The organism is Nocardia sp. NBC_01730, assembly GCF_035920445.1.
Taxonomy (GTDB): domain Bacteria; phylum Actinomycetota; class Actinomycetes; order Mycobacteriales; family Mycobacteriaceae; genus Nocardia.
This window is the reverse complement of sequence record NZ_CP109162.1, coordinates 4,600,787-4,612,522: the sequence shown is the minus strand read 5'-3', so window position 1 is coordinate 4,612,522 and position 11,736 is coordinate 4,600,787. Positions and strand designations below refer to the sequence as shown.

The window sequence follows — 11,736 nt, the reverse complement described above, 5'->3', positions numbered from 1 at the left end:
CCGCCGCGCCCCTTGCGAGCCTGGTGGAATCAGCCCGGGTAGACGTAATGACGGGGCCCGAAGTTGCCAGTTTTGCTGGAGCCGGCATAGGGCATGTCGAGGGGGGCCGTGTTGAGCTTGTGTGGGTTGCCGTCGAGGTCTGCTTGCCAGCAACCCTGTTGGACGCCATGGAAACTGGTGCACACGATGCGGGTGCTCGTGCCGAACGGTGAGGTCAACCGGTTCCGGTCGGAAAGTGGATTCCAGTAGTCGGGGTCGCTCGGGACGGCGAAATTCTTGGTCTCATAAACCTCGAACGCGCCCCCGCCGTCCGTGGGCCAGTCGTCGGCGGCGGCGGTGCCCGCACCGATCAGAAGCGCGGCGCCGGCCATCGCGGTGAGCGCGGCGATCCGCGCGAGGAGTTCGGTGTTGATGTTCATCCGCATCCTTGTCCTCTGAGGAACTGCGACTAAAAGCCGTATCACCGTAGCTCAGAGCATCATTCACCGTTCATAACCCAGTTCTGGCAACTCGATACCGTGAAAGGTGATGGGCTAGACGTCCGTCGAGAAGCGGATGCCGCCGTCGGGAATAACGACGCCGGGCCAGACTCGCGCCCCGCGCAGCAGCTCACACCGCGCACCGATGTTCGCGCCGTCGCCGATGACGCCGTCGCGAACGAGCGCGCGGGGGCCGATGCGCGCACCGAAGCCGATGATGGTGCGTTCGACCGTGGCGCCCGCTTCGATCACGGCGCCGTCGAAGACGACCGCGCCGTCCAGCCGCGCGCCCGCGCCGATCTCGGCGCCGCGACCGACGACCGTGCCGCCGATGAGCAACGCTCCTGGCGCGACGCCCGCACCAGGATGGACCAGCGATTCGCCGCGCTGACCAGGCAGGGCGGGCGAGGGTGCGATACCACGCACCAGGTCCGCGGAGCCGCGGACGAAGTCCTCGGGGGTGCCCATATCGCGCCAGTACGAGGCATCGACGTGGCCCTGGACGCGGGCGCCCTCTGCTAGCAGCGACGGGAACACCTCGCGCTCCACCGAGACCGGACGTCCGGCCGGGATCTTCTCGATGTATTCGCGGCGGAAGACGTAGCACCCGGCGTTGATCTGGTCGGTCGGCGGGTCCTGGGTCTTCTCCAGGAACGCGGTGACCCGGCCGTTCTCGTCGGTCGGCACACAGCCGAACGCGCGCGGATCGCTCACCCGGACCAGGTGCAGCGTGACGTCGGCGTTGGTCGACTCGTGCGTGTCCAGCACCGAGCCGAGGTCGGTGCCGCCGAGTACGTCACCGTTGAACACCATCACGTTGTCCGCGCGCAGCTTGGCGAGCACGTTCCGGATGCCGCCGCCGGTGCCGAGCGGCTCGGTCTCGGTGACGTACTCGAGCTCCAGCCCGAGATCGGCCCCGTCGCCGAAGTGCTCCTCGAACACCTCCGCCTTGAACGAGGTGCCCAGCACCACATGCGTGATCCCGGCCTCCGCGATGCGGGCGAGCAGATGGGTCAGGAACGGCAGCCCCGCCGTCGGCAGCATCGGCTTGGGTGCCGAAAGGGTCAGCGGACGCAGCCGCGTCCCCTGGCCGCCGACCAAAATCACGGCGTCGGTGCCCGCATTTCCTGCCATCAAGCTTCCCCTGTTCACAGTGGGTCGTTATTCGCTCATGCGCCGGTTACCCGGCGCTCTGCGCCTGTTGGCGCAGGGCAGATCGAACCGCAATCCGCGAGCGCACCGCAAGTCCGGCCCGCAACGCCAGCCGCAACGGCGCCTGCCACCAGTGCGGATGCCGGTCAGCCTGGAAACGGTAGGCGCTGGCGTGGTGCGCGGGCAGCATCACCTCGGGATGGCGGCCCGCCGCGTGGCCCTTGGCGTGGGTGACCTCGGCGTCCGGCACGAACACGTTGTGCCAGCCCGCCTTGCCCATGCGGTCGCCGAAGTCGACGTCTTCCATATACATGAAGTAGCGCGAGTCGAAACCGTCGATCGAGTCGAAGGCCGCGCGCCGCACCAGCAGGCACGACCCGGACAGCCAGCCGACGGCCCGCTCGGAGATCTCCTCGTTCTCCTGCCGGTACCGGCGGCTCCACGGATTGGACTTCCACACCGTGCCGAGGATCGCGTGCCCCGCGCCGTCGAGCAGCCCGGGCACCCGGCGGGCGGATGGGTACACGCTGCCGTCCGGCTCCCGCACCATCGGCCCGAGCGCGCCGGCTCGTGGCCAGCGCTTGGCGGCGGCGAGCAGCTTGTCGATGGAATCGGTGCTCCAGCGGATGTCCGGATTGGAGATCACGACGAACTCGATGTCCGGATCGATCTCCGCGACCGCCCGGTTGATCGCGCCGCCGTAACCGATGTTGCCGCCGGTACGCAGCAGCCGCACGTGCGAATTGGCCTCGGCGACCAGCTCCGGCACGCCGTCCACAGACCCGTTGTCGGCGAGGATCACCTGTGGTTTCTCGGTAGTGGCCGCGGCCAGGGTGGTGATGAAGTGCTCTAGGTGCTCACCCGGCGAATAGGTCACCGTGACGACGGCCACGCCCGTGGGGGTGACGGAATCAGAAGCTGCTGTGTCTTCGGTTCGCTCGCTGCGCTCACTCACAGTTGCCAACCCTAGTCGGACACCCGCACCAGCGCGTCCTCCAGTGCCGTCCGCCAATCGCGCAGCGGGGTCAGCCCGGCCTCGTTCCAGGAACGAGGCGACAGCACCGAATATGCCGGGCGCCGTGCGGGTCTCGGATGTGCGGACGAGTCACACGGGCGGACGCGCCCTTGGTCGGCGCCGACCCCGGCGAACACCGCGCGCGCGAGTTCGAACCAACTGGCCTGCCCGGCATTGGTGGCGTGCAGCACACGTGGCGCGTCCGGTCGCCCCGCCAATTCCAGCAGGGCCGCGGCCAAGTCGGCGGCGTAGGTGGGCGAGCCGAGCTGGTCGTCGACCACGTCGACGGTGTCACGTTCCCGTTCGAGACGCAGCATTGTCGCGACGAAATCGCCGCCGCGCCCGGCGTATACCCACGCGGTGCGCACCACGTGCGCGTCAGGGCATCGCGCGAGCAACGCCTGTTCGCCCGCAAGCTTGGACTTGCCGTAGACGGTTGCGGGACCGGTCGGATCGGTGGTGTCGTACGGCCGATCGTGGGTACCTGGAAAGACGTAGTCGGTGGACAGATGGATCAGGCGGGCGCCGAGGTCGGCGCAGGCGGCGGCGAGCACGGCGGGTCCCGTCTCGTTTCCCACGTACGCCGCCTCGATTTCGGTTTCGGCGCGGTCGACGGCGGTGTACGCGGCGCAGTTCAGCACCACGTCACCCGGTGCGAGCACCGCGCGTACCGCGGACGGATCGGTGATGTCCAGTTCGGCGCGTCCATAGCCGCGGGCAGCCGGAGCGAGACGCAGCAGTTCCCGGCCCACCTGCCCGCGCGCCCCGGTGACAACGAGGTGTGTGGATACGGCGGAGTCGGGCGCGGTTGGGGCGGTCACGGGCGCAAGTCTGGCACGCCGTCATACCGGTGGTTGAGGTCCTTCCCGGTAACCGTTCGTTAGCCTTGGAGTATCGGGGCTTCCCGGACCGGGCGGGGCAGGGTGGGAACCGGGGTGACGGGGGCAATTGCGCAAGCGACGCGAGGACACCAACTTTCGGCAGGAGGATGCAGAGTTGTCGCAGCGGAGGGGCACATCGATCCCGTCGCGGTCGGCCGGGGCAGGCGCGCAGTCGTTCGGGCCACTGCGTCTGGTCGTCGCGGTCGCCTCCGTGATTGTGCTCGTGCTCACCGGTTTCGCCTGGCGCAGTGTCGACTCGCTGATCGCGGACATCGAGCGCATCGGCGACCTCGGTCTCGGCGGTGGCCGCGACGGCGCGGTGGACATCCTGCTCGTCGGCGTGGACAGTCGCGCCGACGCGCACGGTAACCCGCTGTCGGTCGGAGAGCGTGCCATGCTGCACGCGGGCGACGAGGTCGGCACCAACACCGACACCATCGTGCTGCTGCGGGTACCGAACGACGGCCGCTCCGCGACCGCCATCTCCCTTCCGCGCGACTCCTATGTCGACATTCCCGGTATCGGCATGGGCAAGATCAACTCGGCCTACGGCGTGACCAAGGCGACGCAGCAGACGAAGTTGCTCGACGAGGGCGTCTCGGACGCCGACGCGGAGCAGCAGTCCACGAAGGCGGGCAGACAGGCGCTGATCAAAACCGTGGCCAACCTGACCGGCATCACCGTCGACCACTACGCCGAAGTGAGTCTGCTGGGCTTCGTGCTGCTCACCGATGCCGTCGGTGGCGTCGAGGTGTGCCTGAACCGGCCGGTCGACGAATGGATGTCCGGCGCCGACTTCCCCGCGGGCCGCCAGCGCCTGGACGGTCCGCAGGCGCTGAGCTTTGTACGCCAGCGACACGATCTGTTGCGCGGCGACCTCGATCGCATCGTGCGCCAGCAGGTGTTCATGGCGCAGCTGGTGCGGCAGGTACTCAGCGCGAAGACGCTGCGGAATCCGGGCAGACTGAAACAGCTCAGCGACGCGGTGGGGCGGACGGTCGTGCTGGACGACGCCTGGGATGTGGTCGCGTTCTTGCAGCAGCTCGAGGATCTGTCCGGCGGGGAGGTGAAGTTCGAGACGATCCCCGTCAAGGATCTCAACGGTGAGACCCGCAATGGCGAGTCGGTGGTGAAGGTGGATCCCAAGGCGGTCAAGACCTACGTCGCCGCGCTGGTCGCCGACGGCGAATCCGCGCAGAACTCCGATCTCGGGGTCGACCCGGCGACGGTGACCGTCAGCGTCTACAACGCGGGCGGCGTCGGAGGACTCGCGGCTCAAGTGGCGCAGGCGCTGGACGCCAAGGGTTTTCGGGAAGGCACGGTGACCAACTACACCGGCCGGAGCGTCACGAGCAGCCGGGTGCTCGCCGCGGACGCCGCGGACCCGAAGGCCAAGGCGGTGGCGAAGGCGCTTGGCGGGCTGTCGGTCGTCGCTGATTCGACACTGGCGGCGGGTTCGGTGAGCGTCGTGCTGGCGAGCGACTATTCTGGTCCGGGCTCGGCGGCCAGCAGTGTGTTCGACTTCTCCGGAACGTCGACCTCCGCCACGCCCGTGCCGCCCGCCCCACCGATCGACGCAGGCCAGAACGGACCGAAATGCGTGAATTGAACCATGCGTGACATCGACCAGGCCCACACCCTCACCGAAGCGGTACTCGATCCGATCCTTGCCCGCGAACCCGCGGGCCCGCGCGTCACCTACTACGACGACGCTACCGGCGCGCGGATCGAGCTGTCCGGTCTGACGCTGGCGAACTGGGCGGCCAAGACCGCCAATTTGATTCGAGACGAGTTCGGCCTGAGCCCCGGCGCCAGGGTCGCCGTGCTGCTGCCCGCGCACTGGCAGACCGCCGCGGTGCTGCTCGGCTGCTGGTGGGCGGGCACCGAGGTGGTGCTGCGCCCGGACGAGGACGCCGACCTGGCCCTGGTGACCCCCGACCGCCTGGACGATGCCGACGGCGTCGGCGAGGTCGCCGCGCTGTCGCTCGACACGATGGGCGCCCCGGTGCGCGACCTACCCGTCGGGATCACCGATTTCGCCACCGCGGTGCGTGTGCACGGCGACCAATTCCTGCCCCGCGGGGCAGGTGTCGCGCTGGACGGTATGCCGGTCGCGGAGGTGCTCGCCGAGGCGAGGAAATCGGCCATGCGGCAAGGCTTCTCCGAGGGCGACCGGGTCCTGTCGAGCACGCCGTGGGAGACCCCTGCGGAGCTGATCGACGGGTACGTCGCGGTGCTCGCCGCGGGTGCCTCGCTGGTGCAGGTGGTCAATCCCGATCCGGAGCTGCGTGACCGGCGGATTGCGTCGGAACGGGTGACCGCGCAGCGCGGATGAGTAGGACCCGGCATCGCGAGCGAGCGTTTGCCTGCTCCTACCGCGGTATAGGCCGGAGTCCGACCAGGGGATGTTCCACAACTCGGCCGGATTCCGTACGGTGGAGTCGATCGTACAACGATGGGGGTCGAGGACATATGAAGCCGCGGTATTGGTTCCGCTGGTTGTCGGTTCAGGGCGCGCCGCGTCTCGTCCTGCGTGCGCAGGCTCGCCGCGGTGACCCGTTCGCCGAGCTGGTCGGCGGGCCGACCGGCTGCGCCGACCCCTACCCGCTGATCGAGCAGCTGCGCGGCAAGGGCAAGCTCATCCGCACTTCGATCTCGTGGGCGACCTTCGACCACGAGCTGTGTCGTGCGATCCTGCGCGACAACAGATTCGGTGTGCGCACCACCGAGAGCTTCGACATCCCCAAGCCGATGCAGAAGCTCGCCGAGCGCTTCCCGCTGCCCCCGAACCCGGTCGAACCGCCGTCGATGCTGGTGATCGATCCGCCGGAGCACACCCTGATGCGCAAGCCGGTCGCCTCGGCGTTCACGCCGCGCGCCATCCGCAGGCTGCGCGACCGGGTCGAGTCCGTCACCGCGGAATTGCTGAACGAGTTGCCCTCGGACGGATCGGCCGACCTGATCGAGTCGTTCGCCGCGCAGGTGCCGATCGCCATCATCTCCGAAATGCTCGGCTTTCCCGACAAGGACAAGGCGATGTTCCTCGACTGGGGCGATCGGATGACGCCACTGCTCGACCTCGGCATCTCGTGGCGGGTGCACCGCAGGGCGCTGCGGTCCATGGAGGTGATGAACGACTACCTCGACCGGCATATCCAGCGATTGCGCCGCGAGCCGGGCGAAGACATCCTCAGCAGCCTGGTCACCGCGGGCGAGCTGGACGACAACGCGCTGAAGGCCTCCGCGAGCCTGCTCATGGGGGCGGGTTTCGAGACGACGGTCAACCTCATCGGCAACGGCGTCGTGCAGCTGCTCGCCCATCCCGATCAGCTGGAACGGCTGCGCACCGAGCCGGAGCTGTGGCCGAACGCCGTCGAGGAGATCCTGCGCATCGACTCCCCGGTGCAGACCACGGCACGGACCGCGTTGACCGACGTGGAGATCGAGGGTGTGCGGGTACGCAAGGGCAACACGGTGGTGCTGTCGCTGGCGGGCGCCAACCGTGACGCCGCGGTCTTCCCCGACCCCGAGCGCTTCGACGTCGGGCGCGAGAACGCCAAGGACCACCTCTCGTTCAGCAGCGGCGTACACGTCTGCCTCGGCGCCAGCCTGGCCAGGATGGAAGGCGTCTACGCGCTACAAGCCCTGTTCGACCGGTTCCCCGACCTGCGGCTGGACGGTACGCCGCAACGCCGCAAGCTGTTCACGCTGCACGGCTACGAGCGGATGCCGGTCCGGCTCGGACGCCGCGCGACGGCGCCGGAACCGACCGCGGTGTGACCGGAGCACCGATCAGCCGGTGGACGCGCTCTTCCAGACGTAGCGGGTTTTCGGGCGACCCGCCCTCCCGTAGTCCGAGCGCCGGACGACCAGGCCGTCGTCGGCCAGCTTCTCCAGGTAGCGCCACGCGGTGATGCGAGAAACCCCGATCGAGGTCGCGGTGTCGGCGGCCGTCATGCCTTGGGTCTCGGCGGCGCGCACGGCGCGGGAGATCTCGTCCAGCGTCTGGGGCGCGACGCCCTTCGGGGTGGCGGCGCGCTGGTCGGAGGTGCGCAGCGCGCTCAGCGCCCGGTCGATGTCGTGCTGGGAGATGGCGGACTCGCCCGCGGGGAGAGCGGTGCGGAATTCCCGGTAGCGGTCCAGCTTGTCGCGGAACGCGGCGAAGGTGAACGGCTTCAGCAGATACAGCACGACGCCGTGCGACACGGCGGTACGCACTAGGGCGAGGTCGCGCGCGGAGGTGATGGCGATGACGTCCGGGCGCGGCGCAAGGCCGGTCAGCGCGGCGGCGACATCGAGGCCGCTCGCGTCCGGCAGGCCGATGTCCATGAGCACCAAATCGACCGGCGTGCCCTCGGCGGCGGCATCGGCCGCCGCACGCATCGCCTCGCGTCCGGTATGCGCGACGCCGACGGGGGTGAACCCGGCGATGCGCTCCACGTAGGCGCGGTGCGCCTCGGCGATGAGTGGCTCGTCCTCGACGATGAGCACTCGGATCATCGTGCCGTGTCCTTTCTGGCATGTGCGGGGCTCTTCGTGGTCACGCTTCGCTGCCGTCTCCGGGCCTGACCGCTCATGCTGTGTCCTTCCGTGGAATCGTCACGGTTACCGCGCTTTCGGGATCCCGTTCGGTGCGAATGGTTCCCCCGTAGCGGGCCACCAGACGGTGGACCAGTGCGAGACCGAGCCCGTGATGGTCCGCTTTGGTCGAATAGCCACGCTGGGAAGCGCGCGCGAACTTTTCCGCCGACATGCCGGGACCGCTGTCGGCGACCCGGACGAAGAGCACCGAATTGCGATGCGCTGCGTCGGCGTCCTGATATCGCATGGTGACCTCCACCCATCCGGACGCACTTCCCGCTGCGGCGTCGATCGCGTTGTCGATGAGATTGCCGACCAGCGTGACGGTTTCGTGCGGCGACAACGGGTCCACCGAGTCGAGTGCGGTGTCCTCGGTGATGGTCAGTTCGATGCCCCGCTCGGTCGCCTGGTTCACCTTGCCGAGCAGCAGTGCGGCGAGCGCGGGCGCACCGACCGCGGCGAGCAGCCGGTCGATCAGCGCCTGAGACAGTTCGAGTTCCGAGGTGGCGAACTCCACGGCTTCCCGGTGGCGGCCCAGCTCGACCATGGTGACGACGGTGTGCAGCCGGTTGGCGGACTCGTGCGCTTGCGCCTGCAGCGACTGCGCGAAGCTGCGCACGGTATCGAGTTCGCCCATCACCGCACGCAGTTCGGTGTGGTCGCGGATCGTCATCACAGTGCCGATCGACCGGCCCTCCCACGTCACGATGTCCTGGTTGACCAGCAGGATCCGATCGGAGGTCACGTGCATCTCGTCCCGCACGACACCCCAGCTCATCCCCTGCAGCGAGAGCGGAAGGTGGCTGCGCCGGATCTTGCCGGCGGGGAGGTCGAGCAGCCTGCGCGCCTCGTCGTTGACCACCTCCGCGTGCTCGCCGGACGGCCCGAACACCACAAGACCCTCGTGGATGGAGTGCAGCACGGCGTCGTGGTGCTCGTACATCACCCGCAGTTCGTCGGGCGCGAGGCCGTGGGTCTGCCGCCGCAGTCGACGGCTCAGCAGAAACGAGCCCGCTCCCGACACCGCGAGACCCGCGCTCGCCACGCCGAGGATCACCGGTACCTGGGTGGCGACCTGGTCGCCGATCTTCGCGCGGGTCACTCCGGCGGAGACCAGACCGACGACGCGCCCGTCGTCGTAGATGGGAGTGACCGCACGGATGGAAGGGCCGAGAGTGCCGGTGAAGGTCTCGGTGAACGTCTCGCCCGCCAGCGCGCGATCGATATTGCCGCTGAAAGGCAGCCCGATGTTCGCTGGGTTGGTGTGTGTGTAGCGGGTCCGATCCGGCGCCATGACCACGATGAAGTCCATGCCCGTCTCGCGCCGGACCTCCTCGGTGACCGGCTGCAGCAGCGCCGTCGGATCGACGGTACGGAGTGCGGCGACGGTGGACGGCGCGTCCGAGACAGTCACCGCGACGTCGATGACCTCACGGGTGGTGGTGACGTCGCTGTCGTGCCTGGCGTCCAAGACCGCCAGCACCGCGCCGATGGCGATCATCATCGCGAGCACGACCAACTGGAGGGCGAATGCCTGACCGGCCAGGGATAGCCGACCACGTCTCACAAGCTTTTCCTTCGCTGAACGTAATGCACCAAACAGTGACCCGGATCACTCCGGCCAGTCATCATTCTGCCTGGGGTGCATGAGACACCTCACTTCGGTACCACTCGAAGGGAACCCATCGCGATGAGCGACCCCATTACAACGCGGCACGACCGCACCCATTGGCTATATTTCGCCGTCATCCTGGCGGTGGTCGGGGGCGTCCTCGTCGGCTGGCTGGCGCCCGATGTCGGGCAGTCGTTCGCCCCGCTGGGAACCATCTTCGTCAACCTGATCAAGATGATGATCGCACCCGTCATCTTCTGCACCATCGTGCTCGGCATCGGCTCGGTGCGCGCGGCCGCCACCGTCGGCAAGGTCGGCGGTCTGGCCATCGGATACTTCCTGATCATGTCGACCATCGCCCTCGGTATCGGCATCGTGGTCGGCAATCTGCTGCAGCCGGGTACCGGCCTGAACGTCACCAAGTCGGTCAAAGCCGGTCACGATCTAGCCAACACGGCGCATAGCGCGGGTGGTACCTGGGAGTTCATCCAGGGCATCGTCCCGACGACGCTGTTGTCCTCGCTCACCGCGGGCAACGTGCTGCAGGCACTGTTCGTCGCGCTGCTGGTCGGTTTCGCGGTGCAGGCCATGGGCAAGACGGGGGAGCCGGTGCTGCGCGCGGTGGCGATCATTCAGAAGCTCGTGTTCCGGATCCTGGCGATGATCCTGTGGCTGGCGCCGATCGGCGCGTTCGGCGCGATCGCGAACGTGGTCGGCAAGACCGGGCTCGACGCGGTGGTGAAGCTGGCGACGCTGATGGCCGCGTTCTACCTGACCTGCCTGGTGTTCGTCTTCGGTGTGCTCGGCGTGCTGCTGTGGGCGGTGTCGCGGGTGTCCATCCTCAAGCTGGTCCGCTACTTGGCGCGGGAGTACCTGCTGATCGTCGCGACCTCGTCGTCGGAGTCCGCGCTGCCGCGTCTGATCGCGAAGATGGACCACATGGGAGTGGAGCGCACCACGGTGGGTGTGGTCGTGCCGACCGGGTATTCGTTCAACCTGGACGGCACCGCCATCTACCTGACCATGGCGTCGATCTTCATCGCCGACGCGATGGGCAAACCGCTCGCCCTCGCCGAGCAGGTCGGCCTGCTGCTGTTCATGATCATCGCGTCCAAGGGCGCGGCGGGCGTCACGGGCGCCGGTCTCGCGACGCTGGCAGGCGGGTTGCAGAGTCATCGGCCCGAACTGCTCGACGGTGTCGGTCTGATCGTCGGCATCGACCGCTTCATGTCCGAGGCACGCGCGCTGACCAACTTCTCCGGCAACGCGGTCGCCACGGTGCTGATCGGCACCTGGACCAAGACCATCAACGTGGACCGGGTGAAGGACGTGCTCGATCGCAAGCTGCCCTTCGACGAGCGGACCATGGTCGACGACGACCACGGGACGCCACCGCCGCCGCGGCAACCCGAAACCAAGAACCTGGTTACGGCTTAGCCGCACGGTGAACGACGAAGGGCCCGCAGGATCTGCGGGCCCTTCGTCGCGTTCCGGGGCAGTCTGCCCACTTCTCCGGGTGAAGGTAGTGCTGGGTGCTGCCGGAGGCGTGGGCGTGTCCGAAACCGTGCTCGGCTTCAGCCACTCGACGAGTTCCTTGTGCGAGGTCAGCACGGTATGCCGAGGTGGTGCCCCGGGCGGCTGGCTTCAGGTGCCAGCACCAACCGCGTCCGGCCTCGACACGGTGCGGTTCCGGAGACTCTGCTCACGGATGAGCAGCACGCCGGTCAGCGCGACGAGAACGGCGGTCAGGCCGTGGACGCCGAATGCGGTCGCGGTGGAACCGCTCCAGCTCAGCACGGTCAGCATGTCGCCGATCGGGACGAGCGCGATGACGAGGGTCGCGATGCCGAGCGCGTAGCGCCGCCGCGCCGAGCTCTCGAACGTGGCCGACGCCTCCGCCCCGAACTCCGCGACCAACGCCTCACGTTCCTAGTAGCCGAATGGCTCGCCGCCGTCGGCGCGCCGCTCACCCGACCGGACCTGGCGGAGTCGGCTCGCCCGTCGAGGTCGGTAGCG

11 protein-coding genes are annotated in these 11,736 nt (G+C 68.3%); 4 read left to right on the top strand and 7 right to left on the bottom strand.

From position 1 onward, the window contains the following. Positions 1-29: 29 nt before the first annotated feature. The 4 genes from OHB12_RS18575 to rfbD form a co-directional block, all read right to left on the bottom strand. The gene (locus OHB12_RS18575; RefSeq protein ID WP_327109869.1) at positions 30-419 is read right to left on the bottom strand and encodes a hypothetical protein; all 390 of its coding nucleotides are present in this window, start codon (positions 417-419) and stop codon (positions 30-32) included. Between the two features lie 114 nt (positions 420-533). After that, positions 534-1,613 carry an NDP-sugar synthase gene (locus OHB12_RS18570; RefSeq protein ID WP_327109868.1) on the bottom strand — a complete coding sequence of 360 codons (1,080 nt, stop codon included), beginning with the start codon at positions 1,611-1,613 and terminating at the stop codon, positions 534-536. Between the two features lie 46 nt (positions 1,614-1,659). Further along, entirely contained in the window at positions 1,660-2,523 is an 864-nt protein-coding gene (locus OHB12_RS18565) for a glycosyltransferase family 2 protein (protein ID WP_327121231.1), read from the bottom strand. A 74-nt stretch (positions 2,524-2,597) separates the two neighbouring features. Further along, entirely contained in the window at positions 2,598-3,467 is an 870-nt protein-coding gene (rfbD, locus tag OHB12_RS18560; protein WP_327109867.1) for a dTDP-4-dehydrorhamnose reductase, read from the bottom strand. Between the two features lie 244 nt (positions 3,468-3,711). Between rfbD and OHB12_RS18555 the strand changes: the two genes are divergently transcribed. From OHB12_RS18555 to OHB12_RS18545, 3 genes are all read left to right on the top strand, one after another. Further along, on the top strand, positions 3,712-5,136 hold the full coding sequence (locus OHB12_RS18555; protein WP_327121229.1) for an LCP family protein: 1,425 nt from the start codon (positions 3,712-3,714) through the stop codon (positions 5,134-5,136). A 3-nt stretch (positions 5,137-5,139) separates the two neighbouring features. Next, positions 5,140-5,862: a TIGR03089 family protein gene (locus OHB12_RS18550; RefSeq protein ID WP_327109866.1), complete on the top strand. Its 723-nt coding sequence runs from the start codon at positions 5,140-5,142 to the stop codon at positions 5,860-5,862. A 137-nt stretch (positions 5,863-5,999) separates the two neighbouring features. Next, positions 6,000-7,307, top strand: coding sequence for a cytochrome P450 (locus tag OHB12_RS18545; RefSeq protein ID WP_327109865.1), 1,308 nt, complete (start codon positions 6,000-6,002; stop codon positions 7,305-7,307). A gap of 12 nt (positions 7,308-7,319) precedes the next feature. Here the strand turns inward: OHB12_RS18545 and OHB12_RS18540 are convergent, their stop codons facing one another. Then, positions 7,320-8,027: a response regulator gene (locus OHB12_RS18540; RefSeq protein ID WP_327109864.1), complete on the bottom strand. Its 708-nt coding sequence runs from the start codon at positions 8,025-8,027 to the stop codon at positions 7,320-7,322. 73 nt (positions 8,028-8,100) lie between these two features. Next, positions 8,101-9,675, bottom strand: coding sequence for a sensor histidine kinase (locus OHB12_RS18535; RefSeq protein WP_327109863.1), 1,575 nt, complete (start codon positions 9,673-9,675; stop codon positions 8,101-8,103). Positions 9,676-9,798: 123 nt separating this feature from the next. On the opposite strand from OHB12_RS18535, the gene OHB12_RS18530 reads away from it, so the two are divergent. Then, on the top strand, positions 9,799-11,157 hold the full coding sequence (locus tag OHB12_RS18530) for a cation:dicarboxylate symporter family transporter (RefSeq protein ID WP_327109862.1): 1,359 nt from the start codon (positions 9,799-9,801) through the stop codon (positions 11,155-11,157). A 207-nt stretch (positions 11,158-11,364) separates the two neighbouring features. Here OHB12_RS18530 and OHB12_RS18525 read toward each other — a convergent pair whose 3' ends face one another. Next, a complete protein-coding gene (locus OHB12_RS18525; RefSeq protein WP_327109861.1) occupies positions 11,365-11,637 on the bottom strand; it encodes a DUF4267 domain-containing protein in 273 nt (90 codons plus the stop codon). Positions 11,638-11,736: the final 99 nt, after the last annotated feature.